We start from the raw sequence: 20,163 nt of genomic DNA, 5'->3' as shown, positions 1-20,163 counted from the left end.
CTGGTTTGGTGATGTGCCCACGCAGAGCATGTCCCGCGCAAGCCTGCGACGGTGACACTATGCCCCTGTTTTGCCCGACGAGTCAAAGCCGCTTCGTATAATCCGTAGGCCCCTGATCTTGCGGCGGCCGGCTACTGTGCATGGGGTTGTTTTCAGTTTTTTGTTTGGGGTCCGGCTGCGCCTGGTCCGGCAGCAGCTCGCCGAGCGAGCGGATGATCCGATCTGGCTTGACGGTCGAGCCTTCGGGCAGGCCGTCGCCATGGACGTCCATCCAGATCGAATAGATGCCGAGGCGCTGCGGCGTCACGACTTCCCATTCCAGATTGTCGCCGATCATCCAGGTGTCCTCGGCGCTGACGCCAAGCGCGTCCATGGCGTGCAGATAGGCGCGCTCCTCGGGCTTGCCGAAGCCGTGCTCGCCTTCGATCTGGATATGGTCGAAGCGGTGCGCCAGCTCGAAGCGCTCGACCTTGGCGCGCTGCATGTCCGCGGCGCCGTTGGTGACCAGCGCCAGCCTGATGCCGAGCGCCTTGAACCGGTCGATCGCATCATGCGCGCCGGGGAAGACGAACATCTCCTCCTCGCGATAGGCCGTGAAGCGGTCGGCGAGACGGACGGCGAGGTCGTCGGGCAGGGCGCGATGGCCGGCCGCCGCAAGCGCGGCAAAGCCGCCCTTGACGGTGAGGTGGCGCGCCTCGGCGAGCCTCAGCCGCCATGCGGCTTCCGCGCTCGCCCAGAAGTTTCGCGCGAATGCCAGCACCGCCGTGGCGACCATCGGCGGCGGCAGCGGCGCCAGTTCGTCGGCGAATTCGGCCGTGATCGTATTCCAGGCGATCTCGGGACGGCCATAGGCCGACAGGATGGTGTCGTCCATGTCGATCAGCATGGCGCGCGGCAGCGGCTTTGATGCGGGCTTCATCGTCGTCACGGCCACTTTACCTCCGGCGGCATCGACGACAGGATCGAATCCACATTGCCGCCGGTCTTGAGCCCAAAGATGGTGCCGCGGTCGTACAGCAGGTTGAACTCGACATAGCGCCCGCGCCGTATCAATTGCTCCTCGCGATCCACCGCGGTCCAGGCGCTCGCGAAATTGCGCCGCACGATCTCAGGATAGATCTTCAGGAAGGCGCGGCCGACGTCCTGGGTGAAGACGAGGTCGGCGTCCCAGTCACCGCTGTCGTGCCAGTCGTAGAAGATGCCGCCGATGCCGCGCGGCTCCTTGCGGTGCGGCAGATAGAAATACTCGTCGCACCATTTCTTGTACTTGTCGTAGTCGGCAACGCCGTTCGGCTGCGCACAGGCCTGCTTCATTGCGGCGTGGAACGAGATGGTGTCGGGATCGTCCTGTGTCCGCCTGCGGTCCAGCACCGGTGTGAGGTCGGCGCCGCCGCCGAACCATGCCTTGGTGGTGACGACGAAACGCGTGTTCATGTGCACGGCGGGCACGTTCGGATTGCGCATGTGCGCGATCAGCGAGATGCCCGAGGCCCAGAACTTTGGATCCTCCGCAGCGCCGGGGATCTGAGCGCGAAATTCAGGTGCGAATTCGCCGTGCACGGTCGAGCAGTGCACGCCGACCTTCTCGAACAGCCGGCCATGCATCATCGACATCACCCCGCCGCCACCCGGCGTGCCGCTGTGGTCGGTGCGCTGCCAGGGCGTGCGCTTGAAGCGGCCCGCCTCGCCGGGATAGAGCGCTTCGGGTGCGTCGTCCTCGAGCCGCTCGAAGCTTGCGCAGATGTCGTCGCGCAAGCGTTCGAACCAGGCGCGGGCGCGGGCCTTGCGATCGTCCATCAAGTTCGGGTTCATTGGAATTGCGACTCCGTCAACCTTCCGGACCGTAATGGGTGCAGCTCTCGTTGCAACAGTCACGGGTTCTATCTGATGCCCAGCGATTTGTGTGTCTGCACGCTGAGCCGCCATTGCGGATGATGCAGGCAGTACTCGATCGCCCGCGCGGTGTTCTCGGCCACCTCGGGCCCGTCCATCGGCTGCAGCGAGAAGCGCTCGAAGGCGAGATGCTCGAACGTCTCGGGCGCGGCGAGCGGCTGGGGATAGACCAGCTTCAGCTCGTGGCCTTCGCGCAGGACCAATTCGCTGCCGCCCTTGGGGCTGACGCAGATCCAGTCGAGCCCTTCCGGGGCCGCGATCGTGCCGTTGGTCTCGACGCCGATCTCGAAGCCTCTGGCGTGGAGCGCGTCGATCAGCGCGGCGTCGACTTGCAGCAGCGGCTCGCCGCCGGTGAGCACCACGTAGCGGTTGGCAGCCGTGGCACGCCATTGCCCGGCGATGGTGTCGGCGAGTTCCGACGCCGAGGCGTAGCGGCCGCCGAGAGTGCCGTCGGTCCCCACGAAATCCGTGTCGCAGAACCTGCAGACGGCGTCCGCGCGGTCGGCCTCGCGCCCGCTCCAGAGATTGCAGCCTGCGAAGCGGCAGAACACCGACGCGCGCCCGGCATGGGCGCCTTCGCCTTGCAGGGTCAGGAAGATTTCCTTGACCGCGTAACTCAAGCCTCTCTCCTCGATCTCCTGGTCAGGCCTCGGGGCCTTCATGGTTCCGGATCTGGCGCAGCGCCTCGCCGGCGGCCATCGCCGCGGTCATGGCCACGTTGAGCGACCGCAGCCCCGCCTTGATCGGGATCACCAGCCGCGCATCCGCGGCCTCGATCACCGCGTCGGTGACGCCGGCGCTCTCGCGCCCGAATAGCAGGATGTCCGACGTCTGGTAATGAAAATCGCGGTAGTCGGTGGCCGCCTTGGTGGTGAACAGCAGCAGCCGGTAGCTTCGTGCCGCACGCCATTCCTCGAATTTCGTCCAGGAGTCGTGGCGGGTGAGGCTGACATGGTCGAGGTAATCCATTCCCGCCCGGCGGAACAGGCGGTCGGATACGGGGAAGCCCGCAGGTTCGATGATATGGGCGGCCAGGCCCAAGCAGGCGCAAAGCCTGAGAATCGTGCCGGTGTTCTGAGCGATGTCGGGTTGGAAAAGCGCGATCTGCATGGGCGGTGCGAGGGCTTTGACGGGGCAACGGCGAGCCCGGAATGTCTCAATAAAACATCGCTCGCTCGGGAATTCGTGCATGGCACGCCTCCACGCCGTTAGCGGGCTTGCGCTCGCCGGGCAAGGGTGCCAATAGAACGATTCTGGACTGCTATTTCACCCATTTTGAGGTGGACGGCCAAGTTCTGCCGCCGCGGGGGGCCGCGGGTGCCGGCAGCCATTCCGGGGACCTCTTGGGCGCCCCTCGGAGCGGTTCCACCGGTAGCGCAAGAAGAAAGGGTTGGAATCGTGACGACAGCGTCTTCGGCGGACCATCCGACACGCCGTGATTTCTTATTCGTTGCAACAGGGGCAGCTGCAGCAGTAGGGGGCGCGGCTGCGCTCTGGCCCTTCATCTCCCAGATGAATCCTGACGCCTCGACCATTGCCGCAGGTGCGCCGATCGAGGTCGATCTCAGCCCGATCGCCGAGGGCCAGGACATCAAGGTGTTCTGGCGCGGCAAGCCGATCTACATCAGCCACCGCACCAAGAAGCAGATCGACGAGGCGCGCGCCGTCAACGTGGCGAGCCTGCCCGATCCGCAGGCCGATGATGCCCGCGTCAAATCCGGTCACGAGCAGTGGCTGGTCGTCATCGGCATCTGCACCCATCTGGGCTGCATCCCGATCGCTCATGAAGGCAGCTACGACGGCTTCTTCTGCCCCTGCCATGGTTCGGTGTACGATACGTCCGGCCGCATCCGCCAGGGCCCTGCACCCACGAACCTGGTCGTGCCGCCGTACCAGTTCGTTTCCGACACCAAAATCCAGATCGGCTGAGCCTCGGACCTTCTCCGAAGCTTTGCGCCGACTCGTCGCATTATTTCCTCAGGATCGCATCATGAGCGGACCATCCGACTACCAGCCGAGCAATCCGGCCCTGCAATGGATCGAGCGGCGCCTGCCGATCTTTGGTCTCATCCATTCCTCCTTCGTCGCCTACCCCACCCCGCGCAACCTGAACTATTGGTGGACCTTCGGCGCCATCCTTTCCTTCATGCTGGCGATCCAGATCCTGACCGGCGTGGTCCTGGCGATGCACTACACGCCGAACGCCGATCTCGCCTTCAAGTCGGTCGAGCTGATCGTCCGCGACGTGAACTACGGCTGGCTGCTGCGCAACATGCACGCGGTCGGCGCCTCGATGTTCTTCGTCGCCGTCTACGTCCATATGTTCCGCGGCCTTTACTACGGGTCGTACAAGGAGCCGCGCGAGGTGCTGTGGATCCTCGGCGTCATCATCTACCTGCTGATGATGGCGACCGGCTTCATGGGCTACGTGCTGCCGTGGGGCCAGATGAGCTTCTGGGGCGCCACCGTCATCACCAACCTGTTCTCCGCCGTGCCCTATGTCGGCGAGAGCATCGTGACGCTGCTGTGGGGCGGCTATGCGGTCGGCAATCCCACGCTGAACCGCTTCTTCTCGCTGCACTATCTGTTGCCGTTCGTGATCGCGGGCGTCGTCGTGCTCCACGTCTGGGCGCTGCACGTCGCAGGCCAGAACAATCCTGATGGCGTCGAGCCGAAGACGGAAAAGGACACCGTTCCGTTCACGCCGCATGCCACCATCAAGGACATGTTCGGCGTCGCTTGCTTCATGCTGCTGTATGCCTGGTTCATCTTCTACATGCCGAACTATCTCGGCGACGCCGACAATTACATTCCGGCGAACCCGGGCGTGACGCCGCCGCACATCGTGCCGGAATGGTACTACCTGCCGTTCTACGCGATCCTGCGCTCGATCCCGGACAAGCTCGCGGGCGTCATCGCGATGTTCGGCGCGATCATCATCCTGTGCTTCCTGCCCTGGCTCGACAGCGCCAAGACCAAGTCGTCGAAGTACCGTCCGCTGGCCAAGCAGTTCTTCTGGATCTTCGTCGCGGTCTGCATCCTGCTTGGTTATCTCGGCGCACAGCCGCCGGAGGGCATCTACGTCATTGCCGGCCGGATCCTGACGTTCTGCTACTTCGCATACTTCCTCATCGTCCTGCCGCTGCTCGCGCGCATCGAAAAGCCGCGGCCGGTGCCGAACTCGATCTCGGATGCAGTTCTGGCCAAGACCGGGAGCAGGTCGACGCCGATGGTGTCGACGGCGATCGTGCTGGCGCTCGCCGGTTCGTTGTTCGCGGGCTCGGTCGACAGCGCGAAAGCGTCCGAAGGCGGCGACAAGCCTCCGGGCAACAAATGGTCGTTCGCGGGCCCGTTCGGTACGTTCGATCGCGGCGCGCTGCAGCGCGGCTTGAAGGTCTACAAGGAGGTTTGCGCCAGCTGCCACGGCCTCTCCTATGTCGCATTCCGCAACCTCGCCGAGCCCGGCGGACCCGGCTATTCGGTCGCGCAAGCCGCGGCGTTCGCGTCCGAGTACAAGGTCAAGGACGGTCCGAACGATGCGGGTGACATGTTCGAGCGGGCCGGCCGGGCGGCGGACTATTTCCCCTCGCCATTTCCGAACGAGCAGGCTGCGCGTGCGGCGAACGGTGGTGCAGCGCCGCCCGACCTGTCCCTGATCACCAAGGCGCGCTCTTACAAGCGCGGCTTCCCTTGGTTCATCTTCGACGCCTTCACCCAGTACCAGGAACAGGGGCCTGACTATGTCGCCGCGCTGCTCCAGGGGTATGAGGACAAGGTGCCGGAGGGCGTTACCATCCCGGAGGGCTCCTATTACAACAAGTACTTCCCGGGCCACGCCATCAAGATGCCGAAGCCGATCAGCGACGGCCAGGTGACCTATGACGACGGCTCGCCGACGACGGTCGCGCAGTACGCCAAGGACGTCACCACGTTCCTGATGTGGACCGCTGAGCCGCACATGGAAGCGCGCAAGCGCCTGGGCTTCCAGGTGTTCGCGTTCCTGATCATCTTCGTCGGCCTGATGTACTTCACCAAGAAGAAGGTCTGGGCCAGCTCCCACTGAGCGACGCGAGACGGGACATGAAGAAGCCCCCGCAAGGGGGCTTTTTTGTTGGTGTGTCATTCCGGGGCGCGCGATAGCGCGCACCCGAATTCATGGGCCGACAGAGTTGGCGGATGAATGGCTTCCAGGCTCGATGCTGACGCATCGCGTCGGAATGACGAGAGTGTGGATTGCGCCGCACGCTTGCACCCGCCAAAATAGGGCCAACCGCTCAAATCTCATCGGAGGACACCATGGGAACCGCCATTACCTTCAAGCGCCCGGACGGCCAGGACGCCTCGGGCTATCTCGCCAATGCCGCGCGCGGCAATTCGCCGGGCGTGGTCGTGATCCAGGAATGGTGGGGCCTTTCGGACCAGATCAAGGGCCTGTGTGATCGCTTCGCGCTCGCCGGCTTCGACGCGCTGGCGCCCGATCTCTACAAGGGCAAGGTGGTGCCGTATCACGACACGGACAGCGCCAACAAGGAGATGAACTCGCTCGACTTCATGGACGCTACCACGCAGACAGTGCGCGGTGCCGCGCAATATCTGTCGCGCAATGGCGCCAAGGTCGGGCTGACAGGCTTCTGTCTGGGCGGTGCCGTGACCATCATCGGCGCGACCAAGATCCCGGAGCTCGCAGCCGGCGTCGTGTTCTACGGCATCCCGCCGGAGCAGGCGGCCAGGCCCGCCGACGTCAAGATCCCGCTCCAGGCCCACTTCGCCAACAAGGACGATTGGTGCACGCCGGAGCTGGTCAACGGGTTCGAGAAGGCCATGAAGGCCGCCGGCAAGTCGCTCGAACTGTTCCGCTATGACGCCGAGCACGCCTTCGTCAACGAGCAGCGCCAGGCCGTGCACGACCGCGAAGCCGCCGAGCTCGCTTGGGGCAGGGCGATCAAGTTTTTCGCCAATCATCTCGACGGCAACAGAGCGGCTTGACGCAGCTGGTAGCCAGGATGGAGCGCAGCGGAATCCGGGACTGTCCCGTCGCTGCGCATCACTGATTGCGCCTCGCTCCAGTCGGGCTACCGCCTTGCTTACCCTTGACGCCGCCCCCGCGCCATGGTGAGTATCCGCCTCATGAGCACCGCCGTCCGCCCAGCCCGTCGTTGGTGGCGCACCTCCTGACGAGGTGGCCGGTGCGATTTTCCTTTCCCAAATCGACTGAGGCCGCCAGCACAGCGCGGCGGCCTGATCGTTTGTCCTGTGTGGCGTTCCCTCGGCAAGTTTCGTAAGAGGACGACATGAACAGGACCGTCTTTGCCCTCCCGCCCAGAAGCGACTACGTGACGCGCGCGGGCCTCGCGATCACGCGCGTGGCCGAGCAGTTCACCGGGGGCGCCAACCGGCTCGACGATCTCGTGAGCCTGCTCGACCGCCGCCGCGGCGTGGTGTTGTCCTCGGGAACGACCGTACCCGGCCGGTACGAAAGCTTCGACCTCGGTTTCTCCGACCCGCCGCTCAAGCTGGAAACCGTCGGCTTCGACTTCAAGCTGGAAGCGCTGAACGAGCGCGGGCAGGTGCTGATCGCCTTCCTCGCCGATGTGCTGCGCGAGCCCTGCGTGGTGATCTCCGAGAAGACGGCCACGCGCCTTGCCGGCCACATTATCCGCGGCGACGCCCCGGTCGAGGAGGACCAGCGCACGCGGCGCGCCAGCGTGATGTCTCTGGTGCGCGACATCATCGCGGCCTTCTCCGCCAACGACGACGCGCTGCTCGGCCTGTTCGGCGCCTTCGCCTACGACCTCGTCTTCCAGATCGAGGATCTCGTGCAGAAACGCCCGCGCGAGGCCGACCAGCGCGACATCGTGCTCTACGTCCCCGACCGCCTGCTGGCCTATGACCGCGCCACCGGCCGCGGCGTTGTACTCGCTTACGATTTCGCCTGGAAGGACAGGTCCACCCAAGGGCTGCCGCGCGAGACCGCGGACAGCCCGTACCTGAAGACGCCGCGTCAGGGCTTTGCCGATCACGGCCCCGGCGAATACCAGGCCACGGTCGAGACTGCGCGCGCGGCCTTCGCCCGCGGCGATCTGTTCGAAGCGGTGCCTGGACAGCTCTTTGCCGAGCCCTGCGACCGCTCACCGGCAGAAGTCTTCCAGCGGCTCTGCGTCATCAACCCCTCGCCCTATGGCGCTCTGATGAATCTCGGCGAGGGCGAATTTCTCGTCTCGGCCTCGCCGGAGATGTTCGTGCGCTCGGACGGTCGCCGGGTCGAGACCTGCCCGATCTCGGGCACGATTGCGCGCGGCAGCGATGCGATCGGCGACGCCGAACAGATCCGCCAGCTCCTCAACTCGGAGAAGGACGAGTTCGAGCTCAACATGTGCACCGACGTTGACCGCAACGACAAGGCACGCGTCTGCGTGCCCGGCACCATCAAGGTGCTGGCACGGCGGCAGATCGAGACCTACTCGAAGCTCTTCCACACCGTCGATCACGTCGAGGGCATGCTGCGCCCCGGCTTCGACGCGCTCGATGCCTTCCTCACCCATGCCTGGGCGGTGACCGTGACAGGCGCGCCGAAGCTCTGGGCGATGCAATTTGTCGAGGATCACGAGCGCTCGCCGCGGCGGTGGTATGCGGGGGCGATCGGCGCCGTCAATTTCGACGGCAGCATCAACACCGGCCTCACCATCCGCACCATCCGCATGAAGGATGGCCTCGCCGAAGTGCGTGTCGGCGCCACCTGCCTCTTCGATTCAGATCCGGCCGCGGAAGACCGCGAGTGCCAGGTCAAGGCCGCCGCGCTGTTCCAGGCGCTGCGCGGCGATCCGCCGAAGCCGCTGTCGACCTTCGCACCCGACGCGACCGGTTCAGGCAAGCAGGTGCTGCTGATCGATCATGACGACAGCTTCGTGCACATGCTCGCCGACTATTTCCGCCAGGTCGGCGCCAGTGTCACCGTGGTCCGATATGTGCATGCGCTCGACATGCTCAAGCGGAAGAACTGGGATTTGCTGGTGCTGTCGCCCGGTCCCGGCAGGCCGGAGGACTTTGCGATCAAGAAGACCATCGATGCGGCGCTGGAGAAGAAGCTGCCGGTCTTCGGCGTTTGCCTCGGCGTGCAGGCGATCGGCGAATATTTCGGCGGCGAGCTCGGCCAGCTCACCCATCCGGCCCATGGCCGGCCCTCGCGGGTGCAGGTGCGCGGCGGCCGCCTGATGCGCAACCTGCCGAACGAGATCGTCATCGGCCGCTATCACTCCCTCTTTGTCGAGCGCGGCAGCATGCCGGAAGTGCTTGATGTCACGGCCAGCACCGAGGACGGCGTCGCCATGGCGCTCGAGCACAAGACCCTGCCGGTCGCCGGCGTGCAATTTCATCCGGAGTCGCTGATGTCGCTCGGGAATGAGGTGGGACTTCGTATTGTCGAGAATGCGTTCCGGCTGGACGCGCGTTGATTGAGAGGCACCAATGACCTTTGACCACGACCTGAAGGCGAGCATCCGCACCATCCCGGACTATCCGAAGCCGGGCATCATGTTCCGCGACATCACCACGTTGCTTGCGGACGCGCGGGCGTTCCGTCGTGCGGTCGACGAGCTCGTCAATCCCTGGGCCGGCAACAAGATCGACAAGGTTGCCGGCATAGAGGCCCGCGGCTTTATCCTGGGCGGTGCGGTGGCGCACCAGCTCTCGGGCGGTTTCGTGCCGATCCGCAAGAAGGGCAAGCTGCCGCACACCACGGTCCGCATTGCCTATTCGCTGGAATACGGCATCGACGAGATGGAGATGCATGTCGATGCGATTCAGCCCGGCGAGCGCGTGATCCTGGTCGACGACCTCATCGCTACCGGCGGCACGGCGGAAGGCGCCGTGAAACTGCTGCGCCAGATCGGGGCCAACGTGGTCGCCGCCTGCTTCATCATCGACCTGCCCGATCTCGGCGGCGCGGCCAAGCTGCGCGCCATGGACGTGCCGGTGCGCACGCTGATGACGTTCGAGGGGCACTGAGCCGCCAAGCGGTCAGATCATCTCGGCCTTCAGCTCGGCCCGCCAGTGCAGCATGCGCTCCTTCAGGAGCGCATTCCTGACATAGGCGCTCTCCTCATCCTCCAGCCGCTCGCATTCGCCGAACGTCAGGCCCGCCTCGCCGTGCGTGTTCCAGGCGGTCTGAAGGCTGCGGCAGGTGTGGCTGCCCTGGCGCAGCGAGAACCAGATGCGGTTCTGGATCGTTTCGAGGTTCGGCGCTTGGCCGACCCAGGTCTCGCTTGAGGCCGGGCAGCGGACGACGAAGATGCCCGCAACGGTCTTCCGCTCCTTGTAGGCGGCGATGGCTGCTTTCCGGTCGATGCTCACGGGGAAGACCTCGTTGAAGGACGCAATGAGCGTTCTCCATAAGCGCGGCCTGGCGCGCAGTCAATAATATCCGGGTAAAATTTCTGCCTAGGACCGCTGCAGGATCAGGCTGAGCTCGAGCTCGCGGAAGGCGAGATAGTTGCGCCGAATCCATTGGTGCAGCTCGGTCGAGGAGTCCTTCTCCTGGCGCAGGTAGCCGGTGAAGGAGAAGTTCAGCCGGTCGATATAGGTCTTGAGGAAGCCGGGCAGCGCGGGCAGGCGGAACAGCCGTCCGCTGGCCATTGCGGGCGGCAGCTCGCCGCGCACGACATATTCGTTGTCCACCGTGATCAGGTTCATTCGCGGGATCTGCTCGCGCAGCATCCCATGAGCACGGGCGGAGGCGCGGTCGGTGTCGGCGACGAACAGGATCTGTGGCGCGACGTGGCGGCGCGCCGCCTCCTTGAGAAGGCCGATCTCCTCAGTCATCTTGAAGAACTCGTCGAAGGCGTGGAAGCCGAGGTCGATCACCTTGGCAACGCCGTCATCGAGGATGACGCGGTCCATCAGCTGCATCTTGCCAAAGGTGTCGATCACGTCGGCGGTCTCGGTCACCTTCGGCAGGTAATCGAGCAGCGACGGCTCCTTCAGATTGACGTCGAAGGCCGCGACGTTGCCGTTCTTGAGCAGCAGGAATTCAACGAGAAGCCGCGCCAGCAAGGTCTTGCCGACCTGCGGGCGGGGCGAGCAGATGATGTAGACGGGCGTCGCGGGCATCGAGAGCTATATCAGGCCAACTCACTGCCCAATCCAGCCGTATCAGCCCGGGCTTCGCAACTATTTTTCGCTGTTGCGGCTCACCGGCTTGGAGCCGACGATGTCGGTCAGACGGATGCGGTCGAACTCGCTCCAGACATTGGCCAGCCAGTGTCGGACATAGCCGCGCAGCACGAAGGAATAGTTCGCGGCCTCGTCGTTGATGCCCTTGTTGGCGACGAATTTCAGGAACGGGACCGAGGACACCTCGACCTGCTCGTAGGCCATCTCGTTGAGCTTGGGGATGGTCAGCTCGGTCGCGTCCTTGATGCGATGGAAATACGAGTTGTAGGTCGCCTGGTCCCACTGGAAGAACTGGGTGTCGTTGATGAAGTTCTTCACCAGGAAATATTTCGCGCCGGTCATGAAGCCCGCAGTCTCCGCGATCTCCTCCAGCGAGGCGATCGAGGGGCCGAGGATGTGGAACACGGCAAACGTGATCTGGCCGGCCTTGGCGGCATCGAGGAAGCCGATGTCGCGCAGCGATGCCAGGGCCGGAGAGAGCAGGCCGGCGCGGACGTCGATGACGGTCACCGACGGGCTCACCGCATTGAGCGTGTCGAAAATCTTCATCTGGTCGGCCGTGGTCGTCATGTCGACGATCTCGGTGATGTCGGGGTGGAAGCGCTTCAGAGTTCCGCGCGGCGACTCGGTGTCGAAGGCGCGCGTCGGAACGTTGTTAGCTGAGAAATAATCGAGCAGGGTGCGCGACACCGTGGTCTTGCCGACCCCGCCCTTGTCCGCGCCCACCACAACCACTGCCGGCTTTGCCATTGCTGTCCCCTAACGCGCGCCCCCGATCGCGAGGTCGCAATCGGCCGGGCCCAGATCGATGTCCCGAGTCTGCTGTTGGGCGCGAACATGGCAGAAACAAGGGAGAATTCAATTCCGCAGGCCCAAGTGACGGCAATTCCCGAGGTTTTTCCCGATCGCTGCGCAAGCTCCCAAGTGTAGCGGCAAATCGCGCCCTCAATGGTGGCCCCAAGGCCCCATCGGGTTGCCCGCGGGGGCTCCCGAGGGGCTTGGTGCGGAGACGGGCGGCAACGGACCAGCCGGGCTGCCGGCGTCGCTCCATGGCCCATGCGGTAGCGCCGGCGGGGCGTCCTCCTCGGGCTGTTCCGCCTCGGGCTGGTTCATCTCTTCGGTGGGGTCCGGCAGCGGACCGGGATCATGGCCACCGGCAAACTTGACCAGTGCGTCGACCCGGGACTGCACGGACGGGTGGGTCGCGAACAGATCGGCGAAGCCCTCGCGCGGATTGTCCACGCAGAGCTCCATCACGGCTGACGTCGCGCCGGGCAGTTCGCCGCGATTCTCGATCTTGCGCAGCGCCGAGATCATGGCGTCAGGGTCCTTCGTCAGCTCGACCGAGCCGGCGTCGGCGAGATATTCGCGCGACCGTGAGAGCGCGAGCTTGACCACCTGGGACAGCAGCCAGGCCACGACGATCAGCACGATCGCGACGATGATCACGATCACCGCGCCGCCGCCGGAGCTCTTGCTGTCGCTCGACGACGAGGACGAGCGCGACGAAGAGCCCGAGGACCATGAGCCGCCGGATCCGGAGCTCCAGCTGAAATTCGTGAACAGGCGGAAGAACAATTCACCGAAGAAGCCGACCACGCCCGCGATGATGACGGCGACCACCATGAGCTGTACGTCGCCGTTCTTGATGTGAGTCAGCTCGTGGCCCAGCACCGCCTCGATCTCCTTGTCGTCCAGCGCATCGAGGAGACCGGTGGTGACGGTGATGGAATATTGCCGCGGGTTGAGGCCGGTCGCGAACGCGTTCAGCGCCGGGCTCTCCATGATCTTCAGCTTCGGCATGGTGATGCCGCGCGAGATGCAGAGATTTTCGAGCAGGTTGTAGAGCCGCGGCTCTTCCTGTCGGGTGACGCCGTGGCCGCCGGTCACGGCATCGATCATCGACTGGTGAAAGAAATAGGCGATCGCGATCCAGGCGATCGCCGCAATGGTCGCGAAAGGCGCGGCCTTGAGCAGGTCGGAAAAGGCGCGGCTCAGATAATACGCGACCGTCCCGTTGCCGTTAATGACGACCTCGGCCACCAGGGCGCCGGCATAGACCAGCACGTAGACAAGCGCGAACAAGCCGGCGAGCAGCAGCATCGAACGAAACTTGTTCGAGGCGATGTGCGTGTAGAGACCATACGCGGCCATGACGCGATGCCCTGCCGGCCTGTCGGCTCAATTCAGAACTTTACCTGCGGCACCGTCTCGACCTCGGTACGGCTGGCGCCGAGATCGAAGAAGTCCTTTTTTGTGAAGCCGAACATCCCGGCGAACAGGGCCGCAGGCAGCTGCTGAATGCCGGTGTTGTATTCCTGAACCGCGTTGTTGAAGAAACGGCGGCTGGCCGCGATCTTGTTCTCGAGGTCGGAGAGCTCGGATGCGAGCTGCTGGAAATTGGCGTTGGCCTTGAGGTCGGGATAAGCCTCCGAAAGCGCGATCAGCCGGCCCAGCGCGCCGGAGAGCTGGTTCTCGGCTGCGGAGACCTGCGCGGGTCCCTGCGCCGACATCGCCGAATTGCGGGCCTTGATGACGTCGTCGAGCGTGCCGCGCTCGTGCGAGGCATAGCCTTTCACGGTCTCGACCAAGTTCGGGATCAGGTCGTGGCGTTGCTTGAGCTGCACGTCGATGTCGGCAAAGGCTTGGCCGACGCGCTGGCTCAGCGCCACCAGGCGATTGTAGGCGCTGAAGGCGAACAGCGCGAGAACGACGAGGACGCCGAGAACGATCCAGCCGGTCGACATGGAGGACTCCTGAAGAGGGAAGAAGACGGGCGCTAGGGTAGACCAAATTGGCGCAGGATGAGAGCCCGGCTCAGGGGGACAGAGGTAAGACTTGGTCGGATATGGGATCGTTCTCGTTCAAGGCAAAAGCCCCGAACGTGGTTAACTTTCGGCAATGACGGCATCGCCCCAGCGCCAGCGCCGGGCACTTGCATAGGCGGCCTTGTCGCGGCGGGGCACCTTCGCGAGCTCCACGCCCGTCTCCGTGCAGAGCTTCGCGGCGATCCCGGCCTTGCCCACATCGGGCGGCGCCAGCACGCGCGCGGCGCGACTTGCAGGCGGCGTACGGATCAGGGCGACGTAGATGAAGCGCTCGTCCTCGAAGGGCACATCGGCCCCTTTGATCTGGCGATGCGCCTGGGAGCGCGGCAGGCGCTGCGAGAAATGGCACCAATCGGGCGCGTTGAGCGGGCAGGGCCTTTCGTGCGGGCAGGGCGCGGCGACGTGCGCGCCTGCTGCGATCAGTTGCTGGCGCAGGGCAAGGAGGCGGGCATAGCCGGCGGGCGTGCCGGGCTCGATCACGACCAGCGCGTGGCGCGCCTTGGCCCACATGGCATCTGTGAGCTTGCGCTGATCGGCCTCGCTGAGCTCGCCCATGACGTAGCTGGCGATGACGAGATCGGCCTGTGAGACCTCGGCGAGGTTACCGCTGGCATCACCCGGCACATAGCGGCACTCCGCGAGGCGCGAGCTGTCGCGGGCCAGATCAAGCCCCAGGCGGCTCAGCGTGGCGTTGGCGTCGAGCAGGGTGAAGTCGTGTAGCGATGGAAATGCTTCCGCGGCAGCCCAGCTCGCGGTGCCTGGGCCCGCGCCGACGTCGAGCAGCGTCTCCGGGGCGAGATCGAGCACTATCTCCGCCAGCGCATTGAGGCTCGCAGCCACCGCGGCATAGGTTGCCGGCATGCGCGCGAGTGCATAGGCGAGGGCATCGGCTTCCGACTTGATCGTGCCGGAGCCGCCACCAGCGCGATAGGTGGTCGAGATTTTCTGCGACCGCTGCGCAGCGTCGCTCCGCGAGAAGCCCTCAAGCTTGCGATCGAGGGCAGCCTTCAACTCGGCGGGGAGGGCGGGGGCGATCATCGACAACCTCACGTCATCCCGGAGCGCGCGCAGGGCGAATCCGGAATCTGGAGGTTATAGCGCGAGATTCCGGGCTCGATGCTGCGCATCGCCCCGGAATGACGGCTGAAAATCTCACGCCACGTTCTGGTCGAGGATGTCCACCGCCTCGGCGAGGCTCACCGACACCAGCTGCGACACGCCGCGCTCGGCCATGGTGACGCCGAACAGACGGTTCATCCGCGCCATCGTGATCGGGTTGTGCGTGATGATGATGAAGCGCGTGTCGGTCGAGCCCGTCATTTCGTGCAGCAGGTTGCAGTAGCGCTCGACGTTGTGGTCGTCGAGCGGTGCGTCGACTTCGTCCAGCACGCAGATCGGCGAGGGATTGGTGAGGAACACCGCGAAGATCAGTGCCATCGCGGTCAGGGCCTGCTCACCGCCCGAGAGCAGCGACAACGTCTGCGGCTTCTTGCCGGGCGGCTTGGCGATGATCTCGAGACCGGCCTCGAGCGGGTCGTCGCTCTCGATCAGGTGCAGCGCGGCCTCGCCGCCGCCGAACAGCTCGACGAACAGGCGCTTGAAGTGGTTGTTGACGACCTCGAACGAGGTCAGGAGCCGCTCGCGCGCTTCCTTGTTGAGGCTCTGGATGCCCTGGCGCAGCCGCTTGATGGCTTCGACCAGGTCGTCCCGCTCGGTGACGAGACCGTTGTGCTGGGTCTCGACCTCGCGCAGCTCTTCCTCGGCGCGCAGGTTCACCGCGCCGAGGCGCTCGCGGTCGCGGCGCATCTTTTCGAGGTCTTCCTCGATATCGTGCAGCGGCGGCAGCTCCGCGCCGGGCTCGATCTCGGCGAGGCCGGCGACGGCCTGCGGCTCGACTTCCAGCATGTCGCGGATCTCGCGCTCGATATCCTCGAGCCGGCGGCGAGCGCCTTCCATGCGCTCCTCGGCGCGGGCGGTGGCCTCACGGGCGCTGGAGAGCGCCTCGAGCGTCAGCTTCGCGACGCGATCGGTCTCCGCCATCGCGCTTTCCGCGGTGGCGAGCGCGTCAGCGGCCATGCGACGGTCGTTCTCGGCGTACTCGATCTCGGTGATAAGCGCGCTGCGCTTTTCGGCAAACACGGCCGGCGCGTTTTCCAGTTCGCTGCGCTCGATCGTGAGTTCGGCGATGCGGGCCTGGATGGTGTCGATGTGGGAGGCCGCGCTCTCCTTGCGGTTCTGCCATTCGGTGCGCTCGGCGAGGATCGCCTGCACGCGGCGATCGGCGAGCTCGGCTTCGCGCGCCAGCGCCTGCGCCTCGGCGCGGACCTGGGCCGCCATGCGACGATGGCCCTCGATGTCGCTGCGCACGGCGGCGAGACGGGTCTCCGTGTCCTCGCTCGACGGCAGCTCCCCGATGCCCGCCTGGGCGTATTCGTAGGCGGCTTCGGCTTCGGCGCGGTCGGCGGCGAGACGGCTGTGTGCTTCCGACAGCGTCGCCTTGCGCGCGGCGTGGCGGCTGATCTCGCGCTCGGCATTGGCATGGCGCTCGCGCGCGACGTTGAGCTCGCGCTGCGCGGCGCGCCAGGCTTCGCGGCTGGCGCCTTCGGTGCTGGCGGCCATCTGCAGCTCGGACTCGGCGTTTTCCAGCGCCTGGCGCTTGATCTGCGCGTCGATGCGGGCCTGCTCCAGCTCGTTCTCGATGTCGACGAGGCGGGCGCGCTCGGCCAGGCGGCGGGCCGCGCCGGTGGGGGCGTGGGCGGCGGCAACGAAGCCGTCCCAGCGCCAGACGTCGCCCTCGGGCGAGACCAGCCGCTGGCCCGTCTTGAGCTGCGAGACCAGCTCGGCACCGCGCTCACGCGGCACCACGCCGATCTGGGCGAGGCGGCGCGCCAGTTCGGCCGGCGCCTGCACGTGGTTGGCGAGCGGCACGGCGCCCTCGGGCAGTTCCGGATCGCCTTCCGTGTGGCCGACATTGGTCCAGCGCATCGGCGCCGACGGATCGATCGGTGCATCGAGATCGTCGCCGAGCGCGGCGCCGATGGCCTTTTCAAAGCCCTTGTCGACGGTGATGCCGTCGATAATCGGCGGCCAAAGATTCTTGGTCTCGCCGTTGACGATCTTGGAGATGGTGCGCGCCTCGGTCTCGAGCCGCTGTACGCGCTTGTCGGCTTCGACCAGCGGCGAGCGCGAGGATTCCAGGGTCTGGCGGGCGGCAACGTGCGCTGCTTCGCTCGCTTGCGCCGCGGCTTCGGAAGCTGCCAGCGTCTCTTCCGCGGTCTCGACCAGAGCGGTCAGCTCGTCGAGATCGCCAAAGCCGCCAGTCGCCTCAGCGAGCTTCTGCTCTTCCGCTGCGACGTTCGCGATCTCCTGGTCGAGCCGGGCGAGCTTGTCGCGATGGGTGCGGACGTTGGCTTCGAGCTGGTTGCGCTTCGCCGTGAGGTCAGCGAGCGCGGTGGTGAGTTCGGCGAACTGCTGCTCGGTCTCGGTCAGCACCGCCTCGGCTTCGGCAACGCGCTCGTCGACGCCCGAGCGCTTCTCGACGCGCGACTTGATCTCTTCCTTCAGCTCGGCGTCCTCGGTGTCGAGCCGCTGCAGCGCGACGTCGGCGTCCATGGTCTGCTGCTGGGCCCGCGAGATGTCACCCTCGAACTGGGCGAGGCGGCGCTCGAGCTCGGCGACGCGCTCCTTGGCGCGCTCTTCCTCGCGGTCGAGCTGCTCGCGCGCATTGGTCAGGCGCTGGAGCCCCGCCGCGGCGCGCGCTTCGGCATCGCGCAGCGCCGGCATTTCTGCGGCGCGGATGGCCTGGATGCGGGCGGCTTCGGCCTGGTGCTGGGTGCGCTCGGCCATTTCGCGCACCGCGAGGTCGTGGGTCTGAGCGGATTCGTTGACGTCGGCATGCGCGCCGATCCAGCGCAGATGATACAGCGTGGCCTCGGCCTTGCGGACCTTGGCCGCGACCTCGCGATAGCGCACCGCCTGGCGGGCCTGCTTCTTCAGGCCTTCCATCTGGCCGGAGAGCTGGCCGATCACGTCCTCGACGCGGGTGAGGTTGGTTTCGGCGGCCTTGAGCCGCAACTCGGCCTCGTGGCGGCGGGCATGCAGGCCGGCGACGCCGGCGGCGTCTTCCAGCACGCGGCGGCGCTGCTCGGGCTTGGCCTGGATGATCTCGCCGATCTTGCCCTGGTGGACGAGGGCCGGCGAACGCGCGCCGGTGGCGGCATCGGCAAACAGGATCTGCACGTCGCGGGCGCGCACGTCGCGGCCGTTGATGCGATAGACCGAGCCGGCCTCGCGCTCGATGCGGCGGGAGATTTCAAGGATCTGGCTGTCGTTCACCGCCGCCGGCGCGGTGCGATCGGCATTGTCGATCGTCATCGTCACTTCGGCGTGGTTGCGCGCCGGACGGTTGCCGGAGCCGGCGAAGATCACCGCGTCCATGTCGGCCGCGCGCAGCGACTTGTACGAGGTCTCACCCATCGCCCAGCGCAGCGCTTCGACGAGATTGGACTTGCCGCATCCGTTGGGACCGACCACGCCGGTCAGGCCGGGCTCGATGACGAAGTCCGTGGGCTCAACGAAGGACTTGAAGCCGTGAAGGCGCAGGCGGGTGATTTTCATAAGCACGCATCTCTGTTGGCAGGCACGAATCCCCCTGCCTGGACAATACCATGGAAGGCAATGTCGCTGTCTGGGTGAGTCGCGCGAGGCGGCTCATGCGGCTGGACAATGGCCGTGGTGCGCCGCAAGGGCAACCAGCGAAAGCCGCTTTTCCCAAGGGATTTGTGCCGGGAAAGATACGGCTTTCGAGATGCGAATCAGGATTGCCGCGTGCGAATCAGCTCTTGAGCAGCGGATTGATCCTCTTGGCGAATTCCTCGAACGAGGTCTCGCCCTTGATCTTCTCGCCGTTGATGAAGAACGTCGGCGTGGAGTCCACCTTCAACACGTCGCTGGCGTATTTCTGGTCGGCGGCGATCTTGTCGAGCAGCGCCTGGTCCTTCAGGCAGGCCTCGACCTGCTGCTGGGTGAGGCCGGCCTGCTTGCCGATCCGCGTCAGTGTCTCGGTGGTGTTCTTCATCACCCAGTCGTTCTGCTGGCGGAACAGCATGTCGGTGACCGCGAAATATTTCGGCGCGTCGCCATTGGCAATGCAGCGCGACAGCATCGAACCGGCCGCGGCTTTGATGTCGAGCGGGAACTCGCGGAAAATGTAACGCACCTTCCCGGTGTCGATGTATTCCTTCTTGATCTTCGGGAACACCTGCTCGTTGAAGGTCGCGCAATGCGGGCAGGTCATCGAGGCGTATTCGGTGATGGTGACGGCGGCATCGTTCGGGCCGAGCGCCATGTCCGGCAGCGACACCGGCTTGGCGACATCCGCGGCCGATTGCGCCATGGCCTCCGAGATGAGACGCAGTGGCGAGAGCCCGGCGAACGCGGCGAGCCCGGTCAGCGACAGCATCGTGGTGAAGGCGCGGCGGGTGATGATCAAGGTCGGCTCCCGGGATTGGCAAGGTATCGCCCCAAGGGTCTACTGAATTCCCGCTCGGGCGGCCTGTCGCTAGCTTGAAACCTCGTTTGAGGCAATGGCGCGCGGCACGGACGGGTCCAGATTGGTCCTGAATTAAGGCTCAATTTCGCTTGATGGCCGCCCCAAGCCGCGCCAGCGCCGTCTTCAGGTCGTCATCCTCGATGTCGGTCAGGTTCTCCGCCGCCTTCGCCACGGCCTTGGGATCGGGGGGACCGGGACGCTTTCGGGCCTGGGGCCGCGACAGGGGGGCTTGGCGGAAGGCGAGCTTGCCAACCGCGCTCCAGCCGAAGAAGCGATTGACCCGCTGGAGGATGACGTCCGCAGAGTGCTGGATCTCCAGCGCCATCGGGCCCTCGACCCGCAGCACCAGGGTTGCAGGCTCCTGCGGCTGGCCCTCCACCGGTCGCGGCCATTGCATCTTCAGCGGCTCGGCATGGGCCGCGATCTCGGGCCCGGCGATCTGCGCCCACCGGGTCACCAGCTCGCGCGCGGCAAAACCCTGCTTGGCATAGGCTTCGGCGAAGACGTCGTCGAGCAAGGTGCCGAGCGGCTTGGCGCTGATGGGGCCGGGTTTGGCGGGGAATTTGGACATGAGGCCTTATAGCACCCTGCGCGACCTGCCAGGAACTGCTGTCGTCGTGGTCAGGCTTGTCCCGGCTATCCACGTCTCGCCACGAAGAAAGACGTGGATGCCTGCGACGAGTGCGGGCCTGACGTGGAGAGGTCGTCCCTACATCGCTACAG

Annotated in this window: 18 protein-coding genes; 5 read left to right on the top strand and 13 right to left on the bottom strand. The window is 65.5% G+C overall.

Features of this window, described 5'->3' with window-relative positions; genetic code table 11:
- Positions 1-82: 82 nt before the first annotated feature.
- The 4 genes from ASG57_RS06080 to ASG57_RS06065 all read right to left on the bottom strand — a co-directional run bounded on the left by ASG57_RS06080 (position 83) and on the right by ASG57_RS06065 (position 3,003).
- Positions 83-919, bottom strand: coding sequence for an HAD family hydrolase (locus tag ASG57_RS06080; RefSeq protein WP_230646603.1), 837 nt, complete (start codon positions 917-919; stop codon positions 83-85).
- A gap of 5 nt (positions 920-924) precedes the next feature.
- Positions 925-1,812 carry an oxygen-dependent coproporphyrinogen oxidase gene (hemF, locus tag ASG57_RS06075; protein WP_024341473.1) on the bottom strand — a complete coding sequence of 296 codons (888 nt, stop codon included), beginning with the start codon at positions 1,810-1,812 and terminating at the stop codon, positions 925-927.
- A gap of 68 nt (positions 1,813-1,880) precedes the next feature.
- Positions 1,881-2,513, bottom strand: coding sequence for a 7-carboxy-7-deazaguanine synthase (gene queE / locus ASG57_RS06070; protein WP_057195956.1), 633 nt, complete (start codon positions 2,511-2,513; stop codon positions 1,881-1,883).
- 22 nt (positions 2,514-2,535) lie between these two features.
- Complete coding sequence (locus ASG57_RS06065; RefSeq protein ID WP_024341475.1) at positions 2,536-3,003, bottom strand: tRNA (cytidine(34)-2'-O)-methyltransferase; 468 nt, start codon at positions 3,001-3,003, stop codon at positions 2,536-2,538.
- Between the two features lie 288 nt (positions 3,004-3,291).
- Here ASG57_RS06065 and petA point away from each other — a divergent pair, with 288 nt between their 5' ends.
- The 5 genes from petA to ASG57_RS06040 all read left to right on the top strand — a co-directional run bounded on the left by petA (position 3,292) and on the right by ASG57_RS06040 (position 9,897).
- Positions 3,292-3,822 (top strand): ubiquinol-cytochrome c reductase iron-sulfur subunit, encoded by a 531-nt coding sequence (petA, locus tag ASG57_RS06060; protein WP_024341476.1) that lies wholly within the window; start codon positions 3,292-3,294, stop codon positions 3,820-3,822.
- A gap of 61 nt (positions 3,823-3,883) precedes the next feature.
- Complete coding sequence (fbcH, locus tag ASG57_RS06055; protein ID WP_024341477.1) at positions 3,884-5,956, top strand: cytochrome b/c1; 2,073 nt, start codon at positions 3,884-3,886, stop codon at positions 5,954-5,956.
- 233 nt (positions 5,957-6,189) lie between these two features.
- Positions 6,190-6,879 carry a dienelactone hydrolase family protein gene (locus ASG57_RS06050; protein ID WP_057195879.1) on the top strand — a complete coding sequence of 230 codons (690 nt, stop codon included), beginning with the start codon at positions 6,190-6,192 and terminating at the stop codon, positions 6,877-6,879.
- A gap of 305 nt (positions 6,880-7,184) precedes the next feature.
- Entirely contained in the window at positions 7,185-9,344 is a 2,160-nt protein-coding gene (locus ASG57_RS06045; protein WP_024341479.1) for an anthranilate synthase component I, read from the top strand.
- Between the two features lie 13 nt (positions 9,345-9,357).
- Positions 9,358-9,897, top strand: coding sequence for an adenine phosphoribosyltransferase (locus ASG57_RS06040; RefSeq protein ID WP_024341480.1), 540 nt, complete (start codon positions 9,358-9,360; stop codon positions 9,895-9,897).
- A 12-nt stretch (positions 9,898-9,909) separates the two neighbouring features.
- Here the strand turns inward: ASG57_RS06040 and ASG57_RS06035 are convergent, their stop codons facing one another.
- The 9 genes from ASG57_RS06035 to ASG57_RS05995 form a co-directional block, all read right to left on the bottom strand.
- Positions 9,910-10,242 carry a GIY-YIG nuclease family protein gene (locus ASG57_RS06035; RefSeq protein WP_057195878.1) on the bottom strand — a complete coding sequence of 111 codons (333 nt, stop codon included), beginning with the start codon at positions 10,240-10,242 and terminating at the stop codon, positions 9,910-9,912.
- Between the two features lie 87 nt (positions 10,243-10,329).
- A complete protein-coding gene (locus ASG57_RS06030; RefSeq protein WP_057195877.1) occupies positions 10,330-10,998 on the bottom strand; it encodes a hypothetical protein in 669 nt (222 codons plus the stop codon).
- A 60-nt stretch (positions 10,999-11,058) separates the two neighbouring features.
- Positions 11,059-11,811 (bottom strand): P-loop NTPase family protein, encoded by a 753-nt coding sequence (locus tag ASG57_RS06025; RefSeq protein WP_024341483.1) that lies wholly within the window; start codon positions 11,809-11,811, stop codon positions 11,059-11,061.
- A gap of 195 nt (positions 11,812-12,006) precedes the next feature.
- Entirely contained in the window at positions 12,007-13,215 is a 1,209-nt protein-coding gene (locus tag ASG57_RS06020; RefSeq protein ID WP_057195876.1) for a M48 family metallopeptidase, read from the bottom strand.
- Between the two features lie 32 nt (positions 13,216-13,247).
- Complete coding sequence (locus tag ASG57_RS06015) at positions 13,248-13,808, bottom strand: LemA family protein (protein ID WP_024341485.1); 561 nt, start codon at positions 13,806-13,808, stop codon at positions 13,248-13,250.
- A gap of 141 nt (positions 13,809-13,949) precedes the next feature.
- The gene (locus tag ASG57_RS06010) at positions 13,950-14,927 is read right to left on the bottom strand and encodes a small ribosomal subunit Rsm22 family protein (protein ID WP_057195955.1); all 978 of its coding nucleotides are present in this window, start codon (positions 14,925-14,927) and stop codon (positions 13,950-13,952) included.
- Between the two features lie 114 nt (positions 14,928-15,041).
- Positions 15,042-18,506, bottom strand: coding sequence for a chromosome segregation protein SMC (gene smc / locus ASG57_RS06005; protein ID WP_024341487.1), 3,465 nt, complete (start codon positions 18,504-18,506; stop codon positions 15,042-15,044).
- Positions 18,507-18,723: 217 nt separating this feature from the next.
- On the bottom strand, positions 18,724-19,380 hold the full coding sequence (locus ASG57_RS06000) for a DsbA family protein (RefSeq protein WP_024341488.1): 657 nt from the start codon (positions 19,378-19,380) through the stop codon (positions 18,724-18,726).
- A 139-nt stretch (positions 19,381-19,519) separates the two neighbouring features.
- Complete coding sequence (locus tag ASG57_RS05995) at positions 19,520-20,011, bottom strand: DUF721 domain-containing protein (RefSeq protein ID WP_024341489.1); 492 nt, start codon at positions 20,009-20,011, stop codon at positions 19,520-19,522.
- Between the last annotated feature and the right edge of the window lie 152 nt (positions 20,012-20,163).

The sequence above is a fragment of the Bradyrhizobium sp. Leaf396 genome, from assembly GCF_001424605.1.
GTDB classification, from domain to species: domain Bacteria; phylum Pseudomonadota; class Alphaproteobacteria; order Rhizobiales; family Xanthobacteraceae; genus Bradyrhizobium; species Bradyrhizobium japonicum_C.
The sequence above is the reverse complement of the archived record's forward strand: the minus strand, read 5'-3'. Positions and strand labels throughout refer to the sequence as shown.

Excerpts from the sequence above, each read along its gene's own strand:
- smc (WP_024341487.1), bottom strand. The coding sequence starts at position 18,506 with ATGAAAATCACCCGCCTGCGCCTTCACGGCTTCAAGTCCTTCGTTGAG.
- ASG57_RS06065 (WP_024341475.1), bottom strand. The coding sequence starts at position 3,003 with ATGCAGATCGCGCTTTTCCAACCCGACATCGCTCAGAACACCGGCACG.
- hemF (WP_024341473.1), bottom strand. The coding sequence starts at position 1,812 with ATGAACCCGAACTTGATGGACGATCGCAAGGCCCGCGCCCGCGCCTGG.
- ASG57_RS05995 (WP_024341489.1), bottom strand. The coding sequence starts at position 20,011 with ATGTCCAAATTCCCCGCCAAACCCGGCCCCATCAGCGCCAAGCCGCTC.
- ASG57_RS06010 (WP_057195955.1), bottom strand. The coding sequence starts at position 14,927 with ATGATCGCCCCCGCCCTCCCCGCCGAGTTGAAGGCTGCCCTCGATCGC.
- fbcH (WP_024341477.1), top strand. The coding sequence starts at position 3,884 with ATGAGCGGACCATCCGACTACCAGCCGAGCAATCCGGCCCTGCAATGG.
- ASG57_RS06015 (WP_024341485.1), bottom strand. The coding sequence starts at position 13,808 with ATGTCGACCGGCTGGATCGTTCTCGGCGTCCTCGTCGTTCTCGCGCTG.
- ASG57_RS06040 (WP_024341480.1), top strand. The coding sequence starts at position 9,358 with ATGACCTTTGACCACGACCTGAAGGCGAGCATCCGCACCATCCCGGAC.
- ASG57_RS06080 (WP_230646603.1), bottom strand. The coding sequence starts at position 919 with ATGAAGCCCGCATCAAAGCCGCTGCCGCGCGCCATGCTGATCGACATG.
- ASG57_RS06025 (WP_024341483.1), bottom strand. The coding sequence starts at position 11,811 with ATGGCAAAGCCGGCAGTGGTTGTGGTGGGCGCGGACAAGGGCGGGGTC.
- ASG57_RS06050 (WP_057195879.1), top strand. The coding sequence starts at position 6,190 with ATGGGAACCGCCATTACCTTCAAGCGCCCGGACGGCCAGGACGCCTCG.
- ASG57_RS06020 (WP_057195876.1), bottom strand. The coding sequence starts at position 13,215 with ATGGCCGCGTATGGTCTCTACACGCACATCGCCTCGAACAAGTTTCGT.
- ASG57_RS06045 (WP_024341479.1), top strand. The coding sequence starts at position 7,185 with ATGAACAGGACCGTCTTTGCCCTCCCGCCCAGAAGCGACTACGTGACG.
- ASG57_RS06030 (WP_057195877.1), bottom strand. The coding sequence starts at position 10,998 with ATGCCCGCGACGCCCGTCTACATCATCTGCTCGCCCCGCCCGCAGGTC.